The 21,685-nt window shown below is 66.4% G+C and carries 19 protein-coding genes; 4 read left to right on the top strand and 15 right to left on the bottom strand.

Annotated elements, in window-relative coordinates:
- Positions 1-32 precede the first annotated feature (32 nt).
- Both aroA and rsgA read left to right on the top strand, forming a co-directional pair.
- On the top strand, positions 33-1,307 hold the full coding sequence (gene aroA, locus BST47_RS08475) for a 3-phosphoshikimate 1-carboxyvinyltransferase (protein WP_083125032.1): 1,275 nt from the start codon (positions 33-35) through the stop codon (positions 1,305-1,307).
- On the top strand, positions 1,304-2,287 hold the full coding sequence (gene rsgA / locus BST47_RS08470) for a ribosome small subunit-dependent GTPase A (protein ID WP_083125031.1): 984 nt from the start codon (positions 1,304-1,306) through the stop codon (positions 2,285-2,287). The genes aroA and rsgA overlap by 4 nt, the downstream gene beginning before the upstream one ends.
- Before the next feature lie 48 nt (positions 2,288-2,335).
- On the opposite strand, the gene BST47_RS08465 is transcribed toward rsgA, so the two are convergent.
- The 6 genes from BST47_RS08465 to BST47_RS08440 form a co-directional block, all read right to left on the bottom strand.
- Positions 2,336-2,563 (bottom strand): hypothetical protein, encoded by a 228-nt coding sequence (locus tag BST47_RS08465; RefSeq protein WP_083125030.1) that lies wholly within the window; start codon positions 2,561-2,563, stop codon positions 2,336-2,338.
- A 194-nt stretch (positions 2,564-2,757) separates the two neighbouring features.
- Entirely contained in the window at positions 2,758-4,005 is a 1,248-nt protein-coding gene (locus BST47_RS08460) for a fatty acid desaturase family protein (protein ID WP_083125029.1), read from the bottom strand.
- Positions 4,006-4,073: 68 nt separating this feature from the next.
- Entirely contained in the window at positions 4,074-5,237 is a 1,164-nt protein-coding gene (locus BST47_RS08455; protein WP_083125028.1) for a ferredoxin reductase, read from the bottom strand.
- A gap of 52 nt (positions 5,238-5,289) precedes the next feature.
- Positions 5,290-5,787, bottom strand: a complete 498-nt coding sequence (locus BST47_RS08450) for a DUF6912 family protein (RefSeq protein ID WP_083125027.1) — start codon at positions 5,785-5,787, stop codon at positions 5,290-5,292.
- Positions 5,788-5,796: 9 nt separating this feature from the next.
- Positions 5,797-7,542 carry a BCCT family transporter gene (locus tag BST47_RS08445; protein WP_083125026.1) on the bottom strand — a complete coding sequence of 582 codons (1,746 nt, stop codon included), beginning with the start codon at positions 7,540-7,542 and terminating at the stop codon, positions 5,797-5,799.
- Between the two features lie 55 nt (positions 7,543-7,597).
- Positions 7,598-9,007, bottom strand: coding sequence for a WS/DGAT/MGAT family O-acyltransferase (locus tag BST47_RS08440; RefSeq protein WP_083125025.1), 1,410 nt, complete (start codon positions 9,005-9,007; stop codon positions 7,598-7,600).
- Between the two features lie 187 nt (positions 9,008-9,194).
- Here BST47_RS08440 and BST47_RS08435 point away from each other — a divergent pair, with 187 nt between their 5' ends.
- Positions 9,195-9,710, top strand: coding sequence for an Rv3235 family protein (locus tag BST47_RS08435; protein ID WP_083125024.1), 516 nt, complete (start codon positions 9,195-9,197; stop codon positions 9,708-9,710).
- A 4-nt stretch (positions 9,711-9,714) separates the two neighbouring features.
- Here the strand turns inward: BST47_RS08435 and secA are convergent, their stop codons facing one another.
- The 3 genes from secA to BST47_RS08420 all read right to left on the bottom strand — a co-directional run bounded on the left by secA (position 9,715) and on the right by BST47_RS08420 (position 14,311).
- A complete protein-coding gene (gene secA / locus BST47_RS08430) occupies positions 9,715-12,558 on the bottom strand; it encodes a preprotein translocase subunit SecA (protein WP_083125023.1) in 2,844 nt (947 codons plus the stop codon).
- A gap of 99 nt (positions 12,559-12,657) precedes the next feature.
- Positions 12,658-13,347, bottom strand: a complete 690-nt coding sequence (gene hpf, locus BST47_RS08425; RefSeq protein WP_083125022.1) for a ribosome hibernation-promoting factor, HPF/YfiA family — start codon at positions 13,345-13,347, stop codon at positions 12,658-12,660.
- A gap of 325 nt (positions 13,348-13,672) precedes the next feature.
- Positions 13,673-14,311, bottom strand: a complete 639-nt coding sequence (locus BST47_RS08420) for a ComF family protein (protein ID WP_083125021.1) — start codon at positions 14,309-14,311, stop codon at positions 13,673-13,675.
- Between the two features lie 53 nt (positions 14,312-14,364).
- Between BST47_RS08420 and BST47_RS08415 the strand changes: the two genes are divergently transcribed.
- Positions 14,365-15,672: a DUF2252 domain-containing protein gene (locus BST47_RS08415; RefSeq protein WP_083125020.1), complete on the top strand. Its 1,308-nt coding sequence runs from the start codon at positions 14,365-14,367 to the stop codon at positions 15,670-15,672.
- A gap of 19 nt (positions 15,673-15,691) precedes the next feature.
- Here the strand turns inward: BST47_RS08415 and BST47_RS08410 are convergent, their stop codons facing one another.
- From BST47_RS08410 to mtrA, 6 genes are all read right to left on the bottom strand, one after another.
- Positions 15,692-16,144 (bottom strand): QcrA and Rieske domain-containing protein, encoded by a 453-nt coding sequence (locus BST47_RS08410; RefSeq protein WP_083125019.1) that lies wholly within the window; start codon positions 16,142-16,144, stop codon positions 15,692-15,694.
- Between the two features lie 14 nt (positions 16,145-16,158).
- A complete protein-coding gene (locus BST47_RS08405; RefSeq protein ID WP_083125018.1) occupies positions 16,159-16,728 on the bottom strand; it encodes a DUF6529 family protein in 570 nt (189 codons plus the stop codon).
- Entirely contained in the window at positions 16,721-17,365 is a 645-nt protein-coding gene (locus BST47_RS08400; RefSeq protein WP_083125017.1) for a hypothetical protein, read from the bottom strand. The genes BST47_RS08405 and BST47_RS08400 overlap by 8 nt, the downstream gene beginning before the upstream one ends.
- Before the next feature lie 95 nt (positions 17,366-17,460).
- Entirely contained in the window at positions 17,461-19,227 is a 1,767-nt protein-coding gene (gene lpqB, locus BST47_RS08395) for an MtrAB system accessory lipoprotein LpqB (protein WP_272937632.1), read from the bottom strand.
- A gap of 14 nt (positions 19,228-19,241) precedes the next feature.
- Positions 19,242-20,879, bottom strand: a complete 1,638-nt coding sequence (gene mtrB / locus BST47_RS08390; protein WP_083125015.1) for an MtrAB system histidine kinase MtrB — start codon at positions 20,877-20,879, stop codon at positions 19,242-19,244.
- Positions 20,876-21,562: a two-component system response regulator MtrA gene (gene mtrA, locus BST47_RS08385; protein WP_014208858.1), complete on the bottom strand. Its 687-nt coding sequence runs from the start codon at positions 21,560-21,562 to the stop codon at positions 20,876-20,878. The genes mtrB and mtrA overlap by 4 nt, the downstream gene beginning before the upstream one ends.
- Positions 21,563-21,685 lie beyond the last annotated feature (123 nt).

The raw sequence follows: 21,685 nt of genomic DNA, 5'->3' as shown, positions 1-21,685 counted from the left end.
GGCACGCCGAACCGACAAGGCAGGATAGAGCCGTGGGCAACTGGCAGGCACCGTCGACCTCGCGTCCCGTGCATGCCACGGTCACCGTGCCGGGGTCGAAATCGCTGACCAACCGCGCGCTGGTGCTTGCGGCGCTGGCGACGGCGAACGGCACGTCGACGATCAGCGGCGCGCTGCGCAGCCGCGACACCGATCTGATGATCGGCGCGGTCGACGCACTCGGTGTCACGGTCGACGGCGCCGACACCGAACTGACCCTCAGCGGTGCGATCGACCCGCAGCCGGGGACCCGCATCGACTGCGGCCTCGCCGGCACCGTTCTGCGGTTCGTGCCGTCGGTGGCGGCGCTGAGCACGACGACGGTGACGTTCGACGGCGACGAGCAGGCGCGGTCCCGGCCCATCGCTCCGCTGCTCGATGCGCTGCGCAGCCTCGGTGTCGACGTCGACGGTGACGCGCTGCCGTTCACCGTCCACGGGTCCGGCTCGGTGGCGGGCGGGACGGTCGAGATCGACGCATCGTCGTCCTCGCAGTTCGTGTCGGGTCTGCTGCTCTCCGGTGCGGCGTTCACCGAGGGCTTGACCATCGTGCACACGGGGGAGTCGGTGCCCTCGGCCCCGCACATCGCGATGACGATCGCCATGCTTCGCGACGCCGGAGTCGACGTCGACGACACGCTCCCCAACCGGTGGCACGTCTCCCCCGGCCCGATCTCCGCAAGGCACTGGATCATCGAACCCGACCTCTCCAACGCGGTACCGTTCCTGGCTGCCGCAGTGGTCACCGGAGGAGCCGTCCGCATCATCGGATGGCCGCCGGCCAGCGTGCAGCCCGCCGACACGATCCTGACGGTTCTCAAGAACCTGGGCTCAGTTGTCCGCCAAGGTGATTCGTATCTCGAGGTGCAGGGACCCGAGTCCTATACCGGCATCGACGTCGATCTTCACGACGTGGGTGAGCTGGCGCCCGCGGTGGCCGCGCTCGCTGCCATCGCGCCGGAGGGGTCGGTGTCGCAGCTACGCGGTGTCGCCCATCTGCGCGGACACGAAACCGACCGGCTTGCAGCACTTTCCGCAGAGATCAACGGCCTCGGCGGGCAATGTGAGGAGACGCCCGACGGTCTGCTGATCACCGCGAGTCCGCTGCACGGCGGGTTGTGGCGATCGTATGCCGATCACCGGATGGCCACCGCCGGAGCCATCGTGGGGTTGCGCGTCGACGGCGTCGAGGTCGAGGACATCGGCACCACCGCCAAGACGCTGCCCGACTTCCCGCAGATGTGGGCCGACATGCTGGCGGGCGATTGAGCCCTCGCGAGTACGACGAGTCCGACGTCCGGGTCCGTCCGGGCAGAGGATCGCGGCCGCGCACAAAGAACCGCCCGGATCACGCAGACGCCCACGAAGCCATGGTCGTCACCGTTGACCGCGGCCGGTGGGGATGCGCGCTCGACCACGACCCCGACCGCCTGGTCACCGCCATGCGAGCACGCGAACTGGGGCGCACGCCTATCGTCGTCGGCGACGACGTTGACATCGTCGGCGACGTCTCGGGCAAGCAGGACACGCTGGCTCGCATCGTTCGACGCGGTGAGCGGCGAACCGTGTTGCGCCGCACCGCCGATGACACCGATCCCACCGAACGCGTCGTCGTCGCCAACGCCGATCAGCTGTTGATGGTGGTCGCTCTCGCCGACCCGCCGCCGCGCACAGGTCTGGTGCAGCGCGCACTCATCGCCGCGTACGCCGGCGGCCTGGAACCCATTCTGTGCCTCACCAAGACCGACCTCGCACCCCCCGAGCCGTTCGCCGCCGAATTCGCCGACCTCGATCTCAAAGTCACGACCGCCGGACGAGACGATCCACTCGACGCCGTGGCCCCACTGCTCGCCGGGAAGATAACGGTACTGCTCGGACATTCCGGGGTCGGTAAGTCGACGTTGGTGAATCGCCTTGTTCCGGAAGCGGATCGGGCAACCGGTGTAGTGACGGACATGGGCCGAGGCAGGCATACCTCAACGCAATCGGTCGCGCTCCCACTGAGCGTCGGAGGCTGGGTGGTCGACACTCCCGGGATCCGGTCGTTCGGCCTGGCACACATCGAACCCGATGATGTGATGCTCGCTTTCTCCGATCTGGCCGAGGCGATCGACGACTGCCCGAGGGGTTGCGGCCACATGGGCCCGCCTGCCGACCCCGAATGCGCGCTCGACATGCTGACCGGCCCCGCCGCCGTTCGGGTCGCCGCCGCACGCCGACTGCTAGCGGCGCTGCGGGAAGGCCACTGAAAAGGTGAGGCCCTCTCCTTGCGGAGAGGGCCTCTAGAGGGGTGTGGCTCAGCGGTGGTAGCCGGGGACCATTTCCTCGACGCGACCCACGCCGTGATGGGTGGTGGGCGCCTGGGGGGCGGGGTGCGCGGTGGTCGTCGGGGCATACTGGTAGCCCGGGCCGACCGGTTCTTGGGTCTGGGCGTTGGCGATGCCGGCCATGCCCAGCGCGGCGGCACCGATGGCCAGCGGCAGTGCGATGCGGGCGACGGTCTTGGCGAAGGTGTTGTTCTTCATGTCGATACTCCTGTGTGAGTTGGCCTTTCGGCCATATCGCCGGGGTGTGCCTGCGATGACTCAAGGATGCCGCCTCCCAGCGCCGGTGTATGTCGGGCGATCAGCCGGTCCACCGGGGGATTCGCGTGTCCCCCGATCGGCGGACACGAAAAAGCCCTCCCCGGCTGGGGAGGGCTCTCTCTCGGTCGATCAGATCAGGCGGCGAGTTCCCGGCCGCTTTGCAGCCGCTTCTCACGGCGTCGTGCGCGCACAGCGGAGATCGCCGACTTGAGCCCGCGTCGCTGCTCGGGCTCGAGTTCGTCGAACATCCGCTCGCTGCGGGTCTCCGGCGCATCGTCGCGCGTGGCGCGCAGGTACTTGTCCGGCAGCGACAGCTTGGCGATGGTGCGCCACGTCTTGCCGTACTGCATAAGGAAGTTGCCCGTCGTGTAGGGCAGGTCGTACTTGTCGCACAACTGGCGCACCCGGATCGAGATCTCCTCGTACCGGTTGCTCGGCAGGTCCGGGTACAGGTGATGCTCGATCTGATGGGACAGGTTGCCGCTCATGAACCGCAGCGCAGGACCCGCTTCGAAGTTGGCACTACCCAGCATCTGGCGCAGGTACCACTGACCCTTGCTCTCGCCGACCATGTCGGTCTTGGTGAATTTCTCTGCGCCATCAGGGAAGTGACCGCAGAAGATGACGGCGTTGGCCCACACATTGCGGATGACGTTGGCGACCGCATTGGCCTTGAGTGTCGATTTGAACGTCGCCCCCGGCGACAACGACGTCAGCGCCGGCCACACCACGTAATCCTTGGCGATCTGGTGACCCGCCTTCACACCGAACTCACGCACGCGCTTCATCGTCGCGACACGGTCGTCGCCGCCCTTGGCGATCTTGCCGAGCTCCAGGTGTTGCAGTCCGACGCCCCACTCGAAGCCGATGGCCAGGAGTGTGTTGAACAGCAGGTTGCCGTACAGATTGAACGGCTTCCACTTCGCGTCGCGCGTCACACGAATCACGCCGTAGCCCACATCATCGTCCATGCCCAGGATGTTCGTGTACTTGTGATGCATGAAGTTGTGGGTGAAGCGCCAGTGCTTGGACGACCCGCTCATGTCCCACTCCCACGTCGAGGAGTGAATCTCGGGATCGTTCATCCAGTCCCACTGGCCGTGCATGACGTTGTGGCCGATCTCCATGTTCTCGATGATCTTGGCCACCCCCAGGGTGACGGTGCCCGCCCACCATGCCGAGCGGCGCGAGCTTGCGGCGAGCGTCAGCCGGCCCGCCAACTCGAGGGCACGCTGGGCCGCGATGGTGCGGCGGATGTAGCGCGCGTCGCGCTCCCCGCGGGAGTCTTCGATGTCCTGGCGGATCGAGTCCAGCTCAACAGCCAGATTCTCGATGTCCGCATCGGTCAGGTGCGCGAATTCAGGAACGTCAGTGATTGCCATCTTTCAGCCTCCTCTCGGTGCCTACGTTATCGTAACCTACGTACCCGTAGGTTACTGGTCGGTAAACCTCATACGTCCAGTACACAATCGCCGGAAGCTGCGGAAATACAGGTTTGTATCCGCGAGCCGGGTTCATGCTCGGCACCCGTCCGCAGGTCGCGGACGTGTCCCTCGATCAGACCCACGACGCATGACTGGCAGATACCCATGCGGCAGCCGAACGGCATCCGCACACCGACATCCTCGCCGGCATCCATCAACGGCGTCGCGGCGTCCACGGTGACGGTCTTGCCACTGCGCGCGAACTCCACGGTGCCGCCCTGACCGTGTGCCGCGGCCTTGGACACCGCGAAACGTTCCAGGTGCAGCAGATCGGCGATGCCCGCGGCCGACCACACGCGCTCAGCGGCGTCGAGCATGCCCTCGGGGCCGCACGCCCAGACCTGGCGCTCGCGCCAGTCGGGCACCTCGTGGTCAAGGCGAGACAGATCCAGGCGTCCCTCAGTTCGGGTGGCACGCAGTCGTAGGCGGTACCCCTCATGACCACGCTCCAGGTCTGCCAGCTCCGTCGCGAAGAGCACATCGGATTCCGTTGGCGCCGAATGCAAGTGGACGATATCGGTGACCTGATCGCGACGGGTCAGGGTACGCAGCATCGACATCACCGGGGTGATGCCCGAACCGCCGGTGATGAACAGCACCTTCGCCGGAGCCGGGTCGGGCATCACGAAGTTGCCCTGCGGCGCGGCCAGTCGCACGATTGTGCCGGGCGCGACCCCGCCGACGAGGTGGGTCGACAGGAATCCCTCGGGCATGGCCTTGACCGTGATCGTGATGGTGCGCCTCGACCTGGAAATCACCGGTCCCGCGGCGCCGGCCGTGACCGGGCTCGAGGTCAGCGAATACGACCGCCAACGCCAGCGGCCGTCGACCAGCAACCCGATGCCGATGTACTGGCCCGGCTGGTAGTCGAAGGAAAAGCCCCACCCCGGCTTGATGACGAGGGTGGCCGAATCCTCGGTCTCGCGGCGCACTTCCACCACTCGGCCGCGCAGTTCACGCGCCGACCACAGGGGGTTGGCGAGTTTGAGGTAGTCGTCGGGTAGCAGCGGTGTGGTGATCCGCTGAGCGACGGTACGCAGCGCATGCCAGGCCGGGTGCTTCTCACCGACGACACCCGCTCGGGCAGTGTCGGCGACTTGAGCCGAGATCTTTATCGAGTTCTTGGCCACGTAACCTACGGTACCGTAACTTACGGTCCCGTACTCAATACAGTTACCGCCGTCACAGCAGCTCCAGCAGGAACGGCAGCTCCTGCGGGGCGTACCAGGCCAGGTCATGGTCTTGGGCATCGCCGACCACGAACTCGGCGTCTTCATCACCGAGGTCAGCGTCGTCGACAGCCTCGATTGCGGCCACCACCGCGGGCTCGGCATCGGCGTTGTCGACGTACGCCGCGATCACGTCGCTGAATGCGATCGGGCCGGACAGCCGCACCACTGCGTCGTCGAGATCGGGTCGAGGTGTCAGATCACCGGCCTCGGCCACCACCACCGCCCGGCGCGACGGCATGGTCGATGCGCCCTCCCCTGCGAGCAGTCGCAGCGAGGCCAGTGCCGCCTCGCGCAACGCCACGTCGGCCAGTTCGTCGTCGTCGCCCTGGGCATAAGCCTCGCGCAGCGTCGGCGTCACCGCGAAGGCCGTTCCGCTGCGGGCATGCAGCATCTGGTCGGCGACGAGCTGCTGCAACATGGCCAGGGTCGCTGGGACGTAGACGCGCACGCCCGAAGGTTAACCGGCTCCGCTCTTGTCGGCGTCGGGATCCTTCTCGACCACGATCACGAAATCGTCGCCGTGCTGGGTGACCCCGCTGACGACGGCGTTGTTGACCGCTTCGGACGCGTACTGCCGCCGCACCACCTTCGGGTCGTTGCGCAGGTCTTTCACCAGCGCGACCGCCAGGCCGATCATGACGAGCAGGAAGGGCAAAGCCGCGATGATGGTGATGGTCTGCAGCCCCTTCAGCGCGTCTTCTCCACCTACCAGCAGCATCACCGCCGCCACCGCTCCCATCGCGACACCCCAGAAGATGACGGTGCCCCGGCCCGGTTTGATGGTCCCGCGTTCGGACAGCGCACCCATCACGATCGACGCCGCGTCCGCGCCGGAGACGAAAAAGATCGCGACCAGCACCATCACCAAAACGCTCGCGACCGTCGCTATCGGGTATTGGTCGAGCAGACCGAACAGCTGCGCCTCGATGCTGCCCTCACCCGCGAGGTCGACGCCTTCCTGCTGGAGCTTGATCGCGGCTCCACCGAAGACCGCGAACCACACCAGCGAGACCAGGCTGGGCACCAACAGCACCCCCGCGACGAACTGCCGGATGGTGCGCCCACGCGAGATCCGCGCGATGAACATGCCGACGAACGGCGTCCACGACACCCACCACGCCCAGTAGAAGATGGTCCACGTCTGCAGCCAGGTGTTGACCTCGGCGCCCTCGGCCCCGGTGCGCGCGGACATCATCGCGATGTCGCCCAGGTAGCTGGCCATCGCGGTCGGCATCAGGTTGAGAATGAAAACCGTTGGGCCGACGACGAATACGAACAGCGCCAGCGAGACGGCCAATACCATGTTGATGTTCGACAGCCATTGGATGCCGCGGGCGATCCCCGACACCGCGGACAGCACGAACGCGATCGTCAACACGGTGATGATCACGATCAGGATCGTGTTGCCGGATTCGCCGATACCGCCGACGATCTGCAGGCCGCTGCGGATCTGCAGCGCCCCAAGCCCGAGCGATGCCGCTGATCCGAACAGCGTCGCGAAGATCGCCAGCATGTCGATGACCTTGCCCCACGGGCCATTTGCGCGTTCGCCCAGCAGCGGCACGAACGCCGCGCTGATCAGCTGCAGCCGGCCCTTCCGGTACACGCCGTACGCGATCGCCAGCCCGACGACCGCGTAGATCGCCCAGGGGTGCAGGGTCCAGTGGAACAGCGTGGTCGCCAACGCGTTCTGGACCGCCTCCGGATTACCCGCGTCGCCGGTTCCCGGCGGCGGCGTGGTGAAGTGCGTCAGGGGCTCGGCGACACCGAAGAACATCAGCCCGATCCCCATGCCTGCGGAGAACATCATGGATACCCAGGACACTCCGTTGAACTCGGGCTCCTCATCGTCACGGCCCAGCGGGATGGTTCCGTAGCGGCCGAGCGCGAGCCAGAGCACGAAAATCACGAACCCCGACCCCGTCAGGACGAACAACCAGCCGGTGTTGTCCATGACCCAGGTCAGCGCGCTGCCGGACGCGTCGGCCAGCGACGGGGTACTGACGAAGCCCCAGACCAGAAACGCGACCGCGATGACTGCGGTGACTCCGAAGACGACCCAGTCCACTCCGCGTGACCGCGTGTACGCGGCTTCTTCGACGGGTACATCCAGGACTGGGTGCGGAATGACCCGGTCGGTGGGCGAGGAGAGGGTCCGCCGGACGGACGTTTTCGGATGCGGGTTCTCGGCGTCGATGCTCACCGATGAGCCATTCCCACCGCGGCTGAATCTCAACCAAGATCAGAAATACGACCGTTCAACGTGCGGCTTCGAGCAGTTCATCCAGCGATTCGCGCAACAGGGTCGGCAGCATGTCAACGTCGCTCATCGCGTCGCGGTCGGCGTTGATGCCGAAATAGAGCATGCCGTCGTAGGACGTCACACCGATGGCCAGGACCTGGTTGTGCAGTAACGGTGGCACCGAATAGGTCTCGAGCAGCTTGGCGCCCGCGACGTACATCTGCTTCTGCGCGCCAGGGACATTGGTGATCAGCAGGTTGAACTGGCGCGCCGAGAAGCCGGTTGCCACGCGAATTCCCATGGCGTGCAACGTCGGTGGCGCGAAGCCCGACAGCGTGACGATTGTCCTGGCGTCAACCAGGCTGGCGGCGGTGGGGTGCGACTCGGTGGTGTGCGCGATCTGTGACAGCCGGACAACCGCGTTGCCCTCACCTACCGGAAGATCCACGAGGAACGGCGACACCTCGCTGATCGCCTGGCCGGGGCCCGTCGTGTCGAGATCGGCGTCGGGGTAGACCGACATCGGGGCCATCGCACGCATCGTCGTGGTCGCCGACACCGGCTCGCCACGGGACAGCAGCCAGTTCCTCAACGCACCCGCCACCACCGCGAGCACCACGTCGTTGACGTCGCAGTCGTACCGGGCCCGGACCAGACGGAAATCCTCCAGGTCGCCGCTGGCCACCGCGAACCGGCGGTTGCGCGACACCGTGGTGTTCAGCGGGCTGTTCGGCGCGGTGCCGCGCGCGGCGGTACGGACCACGTCGACCAATCGCCTGCCGACGTCGGCCAGCTGACCGGCATTGGTGACGACACCGGTGACCGCCGAGCGCAGCTCCCCGACTTGTTCGGCGGGACGGGTCACCCATTCGCCGACGGCACCGACCAGCAGCCGGCGGTCACTGGGTTCGCGCGCCGGAATCCAGATGTCCTCACCGAACTCCGGGCGCTTCTGCGTGCGGTCGGCGATGACGTGTCCGATCTCCAGCGCCGTCATCCCGTTCACCAGGGCCTGATGCGACTTCGTGTAGATCGCGATCCGGTTCTTGGCCAGACCCTCGATCAGGTACATCTCCCACAGCGGCCTGGACTTGTCCAACTGCCGGGAGCCCAGCCGCGCGATCAGTTCGTGCAGCTGGTTGTCGCTCCCCGGAGACGGCAGGGCCGAACGGCGAATGTGGTAGGTGATATCGAAGTCGGGATCGTCCACCCAGACCGGGCGCGCCAGTCCGAGGGTCACTTCGCGAACCTTCTGGCGGTAGCGCGGAATCTGTGGGAGCCGCTGCTCGACGGTTTCGAGCAGGGTTTCGTAGCTCAATCCGTTGCGCGGCTTGCGCAGGATCGACAGCGACCCCACATACATCGGCGTCGACGTGTTCTCCAAACGGAAGAACGCCGCGTCGGAGGCCGACAACCTGGTCACCATCGCCGCGACGCCCCCTCGTTGACTACGCGGTTCTCGGCCGCGGTGGTTCTGATTACCAACGTAGCGACCAATCCTGTCGCTCCGCAGCACGGGTGCAGAGAACCCACCGCAAACCGTGCGATCATGAACAGATCTGCAACTCTCCGGCAGATGCCGTCCATCCCCGTCGATCGCCGGAGAGCATTTCATGACCACATCCCCGACCCCGACGCCGGGTGCACCATTGGTATCGCCGGTGGTCGACTACGAGCCGCAGCCCGTCGGCTTGGCGGCATGCCGATCGACGCCGGTGCTGCACCGGCGCGCCTCGCGGTCGGCGTCCCCCGCGCGAAACCGGGCGGCCGTTCGGGAGGCGGATCCGCCGCGCACCGCCGTCATGTTCGCCGACGCCGCGCTGCGAAGGGTGCTCGAGGTGATCGACCGGCGCAGGCCGGTCGCGCAGCTGCGGCCGCTGGTGGCGCCGGCGCTGATCGACACGGTCATCGAGTTGAGCCGGTCATCGCACAGCCGGAACGGCCGCCCGCAAGGGGTGCGCACCGTCGCGAGGCTGCACCGGATACGGCTGCGCATGGTCGACGGCACCGACGGCACCGAGGCCGAGGTGTTCGGGACGTTCACCAACGGGCCGCGGGTGCGTGCGCTCGCCGCACGCATCGAGCTCTACCGGGATCGCTGGCGCATCGTCGCTCTGCAGATCGGCTGACGCCTCAGCCGCGCCGCTTGGTTTCGCGGGCCTGCTGACGCGCCGCCTCCCGACGCTCCCTGCGTGAGCCGGAGGGTGCGGCGTGCTTACCGCCCCCGCCCGTGCGCCTGACCTCCGTCGAACCGTCCTCGGCGGGGCCGCTGTAGGTCATCGGTGGCGGCTCGTTGTCAATTCCCTTGGCACGCAAGGCCGCCGGCTGTCCAGCTTCGGTCGGTGCCGGGCGCTCCTTGGTGGCCAATCCGCCCTGAGCGCCCCCCTGAGCCTTGGCGGCGGCCGCCTGGGCGAACTCTTCCAGTCCCTGCGGCGCGGCTACCGGCGCCACTCGGGCCGCCGGAGGAGCGGGCGCGGCTTCCACGGCCACGTTGAACAGGAAGCCGACCGACTCCTCCTTCATTGCGTCGAGCATGCCGATGAACATGTCGTAGCCCTCACGCTGATACTCGACCAGCGGGTCGCGCTGCGCCATCGCGCGCAGCCCGATGCCCTCCTTGAGGTAGTCCATCTCGTAGAGATGCTCGCGCCACTTGCGGTCGACCACGTTGAGCAACACGTTGCGTTCCAGCTGACGCATCGCACCCTCGCCGGCGATTTCCTCGAGCTCCTTCTCGCGGACCGCGTACGCGCGCTCCGCGTCCTTGATCAGCGCGTCGAGCAGCTCTTCGCGGGTCAGCTCGCCAGGCTCGCCGACGGCGTCGGAGTCGATGAGGTCGTGGTGGTCGATGCCCACGGGGTAGAGCTGCCGCAGCGCGGTCCACAGCTGCTCGAGGTCCCAATCCTCGGAGTAGCCCTCGGAGGTCGCACCGTTCACGTACGCCGTCACCACGTCGATGAGCATCTTGTGAGCCTGGTCGGCGAGGTTCTCGCCCTCCAGGATCCGGCGGCGCTCGTCGTAGATGACCATGCGCTGCTTGTTCATCACTTCGTCGTACTTCAGGACGTTTTTGCGGACCTCGAAGTTCTGCTGCTCGACCTGGGTCTGCGCACTCTTGATCGCGCGGCTGACCATCTTGGCCTCGATCGGCACATCGTCGGGCAGGTTCAGCCGGGTCAGCAGCGACTCCAGCGTCGCGCCGTTGAACCGCCGCATGAGCTCGTCGCCGAGTGAGAGATAGAACCGGGACTCGCCCGGATCGCCCTGGCGGCCCGAGCGGCCGCGCAGCTGGTTGTCGATGCGCCGGGACTCATGGCGTTCGGTGCCGAGCACGTAGAGACCGCCGACCTCGATCACGTCCTTGGCTTCCTTGGCGGCCTCCGCCTTGACCTCGGGCAGGAGCTTGTGCCACGCCGCTTCGTAGTCCTCGGGGGTCTCCACCGGGTCAAGGCCCTGGTCGCGTAGCTTCTTGTCGACCCGGAAGTCGACGTTGCCGCCGAGCACGATGTCGGTACCGCGGCCGGCCATATTGGTGGCCACCGTGATCGCACGCAGACGCCCGGCCTCGGCGATGATGCTGGCCTCCTGCTCGTGGTACTTGGCGTTGAGCACGTTGTGCGGAATGCGGCGCTTGGTGAACTGGCGAGACAGGTACTCCGAGCGCTCCACACTGGTGGTGCCGATCAGCACCGGCTGACCCTTCTCATACCGCTCGCTGACGTCGTCGACGACCGCGATGTACTTGGCCTCTTCGGTTTTGTAGATCAGATCCGATTGGTCTTCGCGGATCATCGACTTGTTCGTCGGGATGCTGACCACACCGAGCTTGTAGATCTCGTGCAGCTCGGACGCCTCGGTCTGGGCGGTGCCCGTCATGCCGGCGAGCTTGTCGTAGAGGCGGAAGTAGTTCTGCAGCGTGATGGTGGCCAGCGTCTGATTCTCGGCCTTGATCTCGACGTGCTCCTTGGCCTCGATCGCCTGGTGCATGCCCTCGTTGTAGCGACGCCCGACCAGCACGCGGCCGGTGAACTCGTCGACGATGATCACCTCGCCGTCGCGCACGATGTAGTCCTTGTCGCGCGTGAACAACTCTTTGGCCTTGATCGAGTTGTTGAGGTAGCTGACGAGCGGGGAGTTGGCGGCCTCGTAGAGGTTGTCGATGCCGAGCTGATCCTCGACGAACTCTACGCCGATCTCGTGCACGCCGATGGTCCGCTTGCGGATGTCGACCTCGTAGTGGACGTCCTTCTCCATCAGCGGGGCGAGCCGCGCGAACTCGGTGTACCAGTTCGATGCGCCATCTGCCGGGCCCGAGATGATCAGCGGGGTACGGGCCTCGTCGATGAGGATCGAGTCGACCTCGTCGACGATCGCGAAGTTGTGGCCACGCTGGACCAGGTCCTCCAGGGAGTGCGCCATGTTGTCGCGCAGATAGTCGAAGCCGAATTCGTTGTTGGTGCCGTAGGTGATGTCGGCGCCGTAGGCGACGCGTCGCTCGTCGGGCGTCAGACCGGACAGGATGACGCCGACGTCGAGGCCGAGGAAGCGGTGCACGCGGCCCATCCACTCGGCGTCACGTTTGGCGAGGTAGTCGTTGACCGTGACGACGTGCACACCCTGGCCGGCCAGTGCGTTGAGGTAGGCAGGCAACACACAGGTAAGGGTCTTGCCCTCGCCGGTCTTCATCTCCGCGACGTTGCCGAAGTGCAGCGCGGCGCCACCCATCACCTGGACGTCGAAATGGCGCTGGTCCAACACGCGCCAGGCCGCCTCACGAGCGACGGCGAATGCCTCGGGCAGCAGATCGTCGAGGCTTTCGCCCCCCTCGTACCGCTTTCTGAACTCGTCCGTCTTGGCCCGCAGCTCGGCGTCGGAGAGCTTCTCCACGGAGTCGGACAGGGTGTTGACGTACTGAGCCACCCCCTTGAGCCGCTTGACCATGCGGCCTTCACCGAGACGGAGCAACTTATCCAGCACGCTATTCCTCAGGCTTTCCAGGTGGGTTGGATCTGATAGAGCTCAACCCATGGTAGCGACGCGGCACGCCGAGTCCGGCGAGCGTGTCAGGCGAAGCGATCAGCCTTGCGGGTCGGAGAGCCGAATCAGTCCGTAGTCGTAGGCGTGGCGGCGGTACACCACACACGGTTTGTCGCTTTCCTTGTCATGGAACAGGAAGAAATCGTGGCCGACGAGCTCCATCTGCGACAGGGCGTCGTCGGTGGTCATCGGCGTGGCCGGATGCTCCTTGGTGCGCACGATGCGTCCGGGTTCGTGGTCGTCCAGCATCGCCGGGTCGACCTGCGGTGATTCCGATCCGGAACCGTTGAGGGTGTCGGGCATCGGGCCGATCGCGGTGGCCTCGGCCAGCGAAACCGGGGTCTTGTCGCCGTAGTGGATCTTGCGACGGTCCTTGCTTCGCCGAAGTCGATTCTCGAGTTTGCAGACCGCGGACTCCAGCGCGGCGTAGAAGCTGTCGGCGCAGGCCTCGCCCCGGACTACCGGGCCGCGGCCGCGCGCGGTGATCTCGACGTGCTGGCAGTTCTTGCGCTGGCGCCGGTTGCGTTCATGGTCCAGCTCGACGTCGAAGAGGTAGATGGTGCGGTCGAGTCGTTCCAGGCGAGTGAGTTTGTCTGAGACGTAGATGCGGAAGTGCTCGGGAATCTCGACGTTGCGACCCTTGACGACGATCTCGGCTCGCGGTTCGGCTTCGGGCGTCTCGTCGGTGACCAGCGTTGCTTGGTCCGAGCCAATGGAATGGGTTGACATACTTGGCAACTCGTTTCTCTTTCGCGTCCGCACGCGTCAGCGTGCCCGGCTGGATGTGGATACGCGCCGAGGGGACCTGCATGTCTCATGCCTTAGTCGCGGCCCGCCGGTGCAAGGTGTCGTCTACTCACCTCCTACCGCTGGTGGGCGATGCCGGCGCCGGTTGGTGATGCGCCGCCGTGAGGCATTCACGGGTGGTTGAACCCGACGGTAGTCCGTGTTCACCCGGTCGTGCCACAAAATGCACTGAGTTTTCAGGACCTGTTTTCAGTTCTTCACATCCCCTTGATGCCGAAGTAATTACCGGGACCGTCACCACGGGCGGTCAAGCGTTGGCGATAGCCAGCACCGCCGCCACAGCTACGCCGGCGCGGTGCAGGACGCGGACCGATTCACGCGCGGTCGCGCCCGTCGTCACGACATCGTCGACGATCACGACGTCCCCTGTCATGAGACCGACGGGGCGTACCAGCTTCACCCGGCCTGCGATGTTGCGCTGGCGGTCGGCGCTGGACAGGCCTGCGGAATCGGCGACGAAGGCTCGCGTGCGCAGCGCCGGAACCACGGTGACTTCGGGCCGTCCGGAGATCGCGGCAAGGGCGACGCGGGTGACGGGGTCCCCGCCGCGCCGCCTGGCCGCCCACCGGCGTGTCGGTGCGGGCACCACGGTGAGCGGCGTGCCGACGACACCCCAGGTCAGCATGTGATCCAGCCCCGCGCCGAGCGCACCGGCGAGCGGAGCGAGAAGGTCGGCGCGGCCATGCTCCTTGACGGCGACGATCGCTTGGCGACGTGCGCCTGCGTAGCGGCCGAGCGAGAAGATGGGTATGCCGGGGTCGGCGCGAGGGCTGACGAGGTGCGGTTCGTCGGGCTTGACTGCCAGGTCTTTGGCGCAGGCGTCGCACCACCGCGTCGAGCGCGCGCCGCAGCCGCCGCACTCCAGCGGCAGGACCAGGTCGAGCATGACCGCAGTGTGGCGGGGATCGGTGACATCTGTTTTGGGGTACTCCTCCTCCCATGCAGGACGAAAGGGAATCAGTCATCGTCAACTGCCTCGTCGAGGCGTTTTCGGACCTGATGAAGGCCGATCCCGACGCGTTCCGAACCAAGTTCCGGAAGATGGCGGCTGAGCCGTTCGCCTTCTATCGCGGGAGCGCGTGCGTGTTTTATGCCGACGTCGCAGACCGAGAGGACAGGTGGGCCGACGAGCGGACCTCGCGCGTGTGGATCCAGGGTGACCTGCACGCCGAGAACTTCGGCACCTACATGGACGGCGCCGGGGTTCTCATTTTCGACGTCAACGACTTCGACGAGGCGTTCGTCGGCCATTTCACCTGGGACCTGCAGCGGTTCGCTGCCAGTGTCGCGTTGATGTGTTGGCAGAAGGCACTGTCCGACGAGGCCATTCGCGATCTGATCACGACGTTCGCCTCGTCGTATCTCGATCAGGTGCGCTGGTTCCTTCAGACCGACGACGATGCGGCCTTTTCGCTGAACCTGGAAACCGCGCGCGGCGCCGTGCTGACGGCGTTGCAGGACGCCCGGCTGTCAACGCGTGACAAGATGCTCGACCGGATGACCCGCGTCGACGAATCGGATCGCCGGTTCCGAGAGTCCCACGGCGTACGCCGACTTGACGACGCTGAATACGCGAAAGTGGAGGCCGCGTTCGAGGCCTACCAGGACACCATCCCTGAATCGAAGCGGTTCCGGGAAGTGGCCTATGACGTCAAGGACATCGTCGGCAGAACGGGGTTCGGGATCGGCAGCGCAGGGTTGCCGAGTTACAACGTGCTGATCGAAGGGTTCAACCAGGCTCTCGACAACGACATCGTCCTGTCGATGAAGCAGGGCAACGTCGCCGCGCCGAGCCGTGTTGTCGACGACGAGGCGGTGCACAACTACTTCAAGCATCAAGGCCACCGCACCGCCGTGTCCCAGCGTGCTTTGCAGGCGCATGCCGATCCCCTGCTCGGCTACACCGAAATCGACGGTGTCGGTTTCGTCGTCGCCGAACTGTCGCCGTACGAGTCCGACCTGGATTGGTCGGAGCTGACCGAACCCGACGAACTGACCGAGGTGATCGACCAGCTCGGGCGCGCGGTCGCCAAGGTGCACTGCGTCGGCGATGCCGACAGCGACCAGGAGCTCGTGTCGTTCCAGACCGAAGAAGCGATCGTCGACGTGATCGCCGACCGCGACGACGAATTCGTCGACGACATGGTTTCCTTCGGTCTGGAGTACGCCGCGACGGTCCGCGATGACCATCGCCATTTCGTCGAGGCGTTCCGGGAGGGACGCATTCCCGGAGTCACGTCCACCTAGACCCGCGTTCGTCGGGCGGTCAGCCCAGAACGATCGAATCCCCCTGGACCGTGACGGGCTGTGACGCAAGCGGTTTCGTCGCCGGCCCGGCGGCAACGGAGCCGTCCAAATTGAACTTGCTGCCGTGGCACGGGCAGTTGATGGTGCCGTCGGCCACTTCGTTCACCGTGCATCCGGCATGTGTGCAGGTCGACGAGAACCCCTTGAAGTCCCCTGCCGCCGCCTGGGTGACGACGACGTCGCCGACGATGAGCCCCGACCCGACCGGCACCTCCGATGTCTTGGCGATCGCCTTGTTCTGTTCCGGGGCCGTACCGCCCGTCGTCGGCGCAGCGGTCGTCGTCGCGGTGTCACCGGACGCCTCCGGATTCTTACCGTAGGTCGAGCAGGCGGCGAGTACCGACGCGAGCAGTCCTACGCCGGCCCCGATCAGTACCTTCTGCCGTGGGATGCGCAAGTCTGTGAGTGACATAGAAAGCCTTTCCACTAGAACGTGATTCCGCTGGTCTGGAAGAACCAAAGGGCTGAGGTCAACCAGACGTATACGAGAACGAAGAACAGCAACCCGCCCGCGATCGGGATCACCCAGCCGCGGAGGCCTTTGCGGGTCAGCAACATCATCTTGGTGACAAAGACGCCGTAGAACAAGCATCCGAACAGCGAGTGGAACAGCACACGACTGTCGGTCTCGGCGAATCCCAGGGCGTACAGGCAGTGCACGGCGACGGGAACGCTGGCCAGCACCGCCAGCCGCCCCGACCACACATGCGCGATGCTGATCCACGCGGGTGCCCTGCCGCCGGGAATCAGTCGGTACATCACGAAGGCAGACGCAAGCTGGAACAGCGCGAGAACCACGGCGAGCGTCCCCAGCCACGCCTTCACCGCCGTGCCACTGGAGAAACCCGCCACGTTCACCGAAAAGAACTGGGGCTCATGGATTTTGCCGAATACGCCGAGCCCGACGGCGACGAGCGAGCCGATCAGGACGGCGGTCAACACCGCCGCGTCGCCCCGCGACGCCGTGATCCGCTCTGTGTCGAGCGATTCAGACATCGCTGCTGCCCCCCACCCGTTCCGCGATGACCGTGTTCCCGTCGATGATCGCGCTGCCGTCGGCCGCCAACCCCGGAGCGGGCGCTGTCGATCCATCGTCTCGCCGGAGCACGCCGGACGCCTTGCCCGACGTATCCACGATCCAGCTGCTGCGGACCCCGTCCTGCTCGTATACGTACAGTCCGGCGGGTGATTGCGCGGGTTCTGCGGTGAAGTCCCACTTCTTCGCGCCGATCCAGAGGGTTCCGACGACCGCCGTGCCGTCCAGGCGTCCCTCGAGTCGGCCGGTCTTGTCCTTGCTCGTCAGGCTGACGGTGCCGTTGAGCGCTGGGCCTCGCATCCACGATTCGATCGCGTTGCCGTCACAGGCATAGGCGACGGCCTTGTCGCCCTCCACGGCGATATCCAAGGTGATGACACCCTTGGCGGTCGGGATCTTGGCGACGTAGTCCGCCTTGGCCGGGAACGTGGGCGAGGCGGGCGCAGGCGAGGCGGTGATGGTTGTCGTCGCCGGCGGCGCGGCCACCGGCGTGCCGGTCACCACCGACGCCTGCTCCTGGGTGATGTTGGCGAACAAGAGGCCGGCACCCAACACCGCGACCGCGCTGAGGGTGACCAGTGGACCACGAACTTTCATCGTCTCTCCTTGGCTGTCGGCCAACGCTTCTAGCGCCGGTTCGTCAGCACAACGGGAGTCGAGAGCAGATGGTTCAGTGCAACTTCAACAGATGGTCAGCCAGGTAGCACCGGTTGCGCGCCGGGCACCATCAGCGGCCGCACCTCAGACCACACCGGATCGTTGTCGGCCGCAGAACCCGTCAGCTGCAGCACGCCGCGCTCATCGGCGACGTAGACCGTCGACGGGTTCGCCGCGACGGTGGTGACCGGCATCAGCAGGTTACGGCTGGGTCCGTCGGAGTTGACGCCGTCGAGGTTCACGTAAGAAACCGGATGCTGCGGATCCGTGCGGCTGACGACGATGTCGTCACCTGTGCGCCAGGACAGGGAGACGACGGTGTTTCGCAGCCCGTACCCGAGTCGGCGCGGATACGTCAACGCGTATCCCCCACCGGGTGTCTGCTCCACCCCGGCCATGATGACCTGACCGTCGATGACCATCGCGGCGCGGGTGCCGTCCCGCGACAGTTGCAGTTCCCGGATCGCCCCGGGAAACCGGGACGACACGGGCGTGGAGTCGACGGGTATGCGCGCCGGTTGACCGGATGCGTCCTGAATGACGCGGACCACGTTGTTGCCGTCGACCACGACCCAGACGGCGTCGTCGAGCGCCCAACTGGGGCGCGACAGATTGCGGCCGTCCAGCGCCTGCGAGGCGTTGCCGCCCAATGGACCGAGCCACAACGACGACGCCATGTCGGGGGCGCCCGCGCGCAAGGTCACGATCGACGCCACGTTCTGTCCGGTCCGCGATATCGCCGCCGACGTCTGGTTGGGCGTCGCGCCGAATGCTCCTGGAACACGCGGCGTGCGGGTTCCGTCCAGGAACACCAGCGACCCGCCCATCAATCCGTGCAGGCCTGCCGCCGCACCCGGGAATGCCCCCGGGTCGGTTGCCGCCACATCGGAGGTCTCCCAGCCGTTGGCGAAGCGGTCGTCGAGTGCGGCGCCATCGGCGGTGATCACGTACGGCCCGTTGATGCCGGCGCGCGACAGCGTCCAAATGATCTGCGCCGCAAGCAGTTGGCGACTGTGCGGGTCGGTGGTCGACAGGTTTTCCAGGTCGATTCGCGCGCCACCGTAGCCGCGGCCGACGCCCGCCTTGCCGCCGTCCGCGCGGGTCACCGGTCCGCGCAGCTTCAGCGGCGGCCCCAGCAGGTTGCGCACACTCTTGGCCAGTTCCGGACGCGGTCCGGCGATCAGCTTGCTGACCAGTTCGGTGGCCAACTGGTCAGGGTCGGACACCGCGACGTAGCGCGGATCGGGGACGACGGTGCTGCCCGTCGGGTCGGCGAAGTAAAGGGTGTTGCGTTTGTAGGTGGCCTGAAACTGTTGCCAGTCAAGGAAAACCCCGTTGGGCAGCTTGTCGATACGCCAACCGCCGGACGTCTTCACCAATTCGATCGGTCCCGGGTCCGGCAGCGCCCCCTCATCGGTCTCGAACACACCCAGGTCCGACAGCGACCCCAGAATGTCGGCGCGCATGCGCACCGTCACGCGATCCGGACCCCGGGTTTCGGTGAACACGACGTTGTCGATCAGCAGCGCGCTGCCCGCGTCATCCCATGCGCTGGAACCCGATTCGGTGAGGAACTGCCGCGCCGCCAGATGGCGGTTGGCGGGGTCGGCGGTGGCCTTGAGGAATTCCCGCAACAGCACGTCGGGATCCATGCCGGGCGTGGGCTTGGGCAGGCTCGGCGGCGCGGGCCGGTCGACGGTGCCGATCGCCTGCGGTGACGATGAACTGGGCACTCCTGCACAGCCGGTGACGACGAAGCCCAGCATCAAGACAGCAGCGAGACCGCGCGCATAGTGCGCAATCAGGTCTTGGCGCTTCACACAGTTTCCGTTTCCCGAGTCGAGCGCCGCGGAGGACGGTCGGGCTCAACGGGTTTCAACGGAAGCGGGCTCGTGGTGACCTTGTGGCCGCGCACCAGCGGCAAGGTGAGCCGGAAACAGGCGCCCTTGCCGGGCTCGCCCCACGCCTCCAGCCGCCCCTGGTGCAACCGGGCGTCCTCGATGCTGATGGCCAGGCCTAGGCCGGTGCCGCCGGAGCGGCGCACGCGCGACGGGTCCGAGCGCCAAAACCTGCTGAACACCAGCTTCTCCTCGCCCGGTCGCAACCCGATGCCGTAGTCGCGCACCGTGACGGCCACGGTGTCTTCGTCGACGCCCATCCTGATGCGCACCGGCTTGTGCTCGGCGTGATCGATGGCGTTGGCGATGAGGTTGCGCAGGATGCGCTCGACCCGGCGCGGGTCGACCTCGGCGATGACGTCCTCGGTGGGCATGTCGACGATCAGCTCGATCTCGGCGTCGGCGGCCAGGTGGCCGACGTTGTCGAGCGCGCTCTGCACCGTCGCGCGCAGATCGACCGCCTCGACGCTCAGCTCGGCGACACCGGCGTCGTGACGCGAGATTTCCAGCAGGTCGTTGAGCAGCGTCTCGAAGCGGTCGAGTTCGCTGACCATCAACTCCGTCGAACGGCGCAGCGCCGGGTCGAGGTCGTCGCTGTGGTCGTGGATGAGGTCGGCGGCCATCCGGACCGTCGTGAGCGGGGTGCGCAGTTCGTGGCTGACGTCGGAGGTGAACCGCCGCTGCAGGTTGCCGAACTCTTCCAGTGAAGTGATCTGCCGGTGCAGGCTTTCGGCCATGTCGTTGAACGACACGGCCAGCCGCGCCATGTCGTCCTCGCCGCGCACCGGCATGCGTTCGGTCAGGTGCCCTTCGGCGAATCGCTCGGCGATCCGCGAGGCCGACCGCACGGGCAGCACGATCTGCCGGGCCACCACGAGGGCGATCACGGCCAGCAGGAAGAGCAGCACGACGGCGCCGGTTGCCATCGTGCCGCGCACCAGCGCGATGGTGGACTCCTCGTTGTTCAGCGGAAAGATCAGGTACAGCTCGAGATTGGCGACCGGCGAGGACGTCGGACTGCCGATGATCAGGGCCGGGCCGGAGAAGCCCTCGGTGTTGACGGTCGCGTACTGGTAGCTGACCTGGCCGGCCTTCACGAACTCACGCAGCGCGTTCGGCACCTGCTGCACCGGACCCGCCGCAGTGGCGGCTCGGGGTCCGTCGCCGGGCACGACGAGCACCGCGTCGAAGGCGCCGGCGAGGCCGGGACCCGCGTCGGCGGTGCGGTCGATCAGGGTGTTCCGGGCCAGCTGCAGGCTGCTGTCGAGCGAGCGCGTTTCCTCGCCGCCGACGATGCCGCTGACGGTGCCACGTGCCCGGTCGATCTCCTCGGTGGCGGCCCGCACCTTCACCTCGAGGATGCGGTCGGTGATCTGGCTGGTCAACACGAAGCCCAGGGCCAGGATGACGGCTAGTGACAGGCCCAGCGTCAAGGTGACGACGCGCAGCTGCAGGGAGCGCCGCCAGGCGAGACCCATCGCTCGACCCAGCGCGCCCAATCCGCGTACAAGTGGTGCCGAACGCCGATGGATGCGCCTTCGCGAGCTCCAGATCACGGAGGTCCGGCCTTATACCCCACTCCTCGAACGGTCAACACCACCTGCGGATTCTCCGGGTCCTTTTCAACTTTGGCCCGCAAACGCTGGACATGCACGTTCACCAAACGAGTGTCCGCCGGGTGCCGGTACCCCCACACCTGTTCAAGCAGCACATCTCGAGTAAACACCTGCCGCGGTTTGCGCGCCAACGCCACCAAGAGGTCGAACTCCAGCGGCGTCAGGGAGATCTGCTCTCCCAGTCGGGTGACCTTGTGAGCAGGCACGTCGATGTCCACGTCGGCGATCGACAGCATCTCGGCGGGCTCGTCCTCGTTGCGGCGAAGGCGGGCGCGCACGCGAGCGACCAGTTCCTTCGGCTTGAACGGTTTCATCACGTAGTCGTCGGCGCCGGACTCCAGGCCGAGGACGACGTCGACGGTGTCGGTCTTGGCCGTCAGCATGACGATCGGCACCCCGGAGTCCGCGCGCAGAACGCGGCACACATCGATGCCGTTCATGCCGGGCAGCATCAGGTCGAGCAGCACCAGGTCGGGCCGCAGTTCGCGGACCGCGGTCAGCGCTTGGGTGCCGTCACCGATGACCGCGGTGTCGAAGCCCTCCCCGCGCAGCACGATGGTCAGCATCTCGGCGAGCGAAGGGTCGTCATCGACAACCAGAATCCTTTGCCTCATGGAGTCCATGGTGTCACCAGATCGCGATAAACCCTGGCTACCACACGCGCGTTTTGCGTGTTGACCGGCTCTGGTGTGCATTCAGATCGCGATTGGGCGTGATCGGGGGCGGATTCGCGATCTGAGCGCACA

Source organism: Mycolicibacterium tusciae (genome assembly GCF_002086795.1).
Classification (GTDB): Bacteria; Actinomycetota; Actinomycetes; order Mycobacteriales; family Mycobacteriaceae; genus Mycobacterium; species Mycobacterium tusciae.
This window is presented reverse-complemented; position numbering and strand designations above follow the sequence as displayed.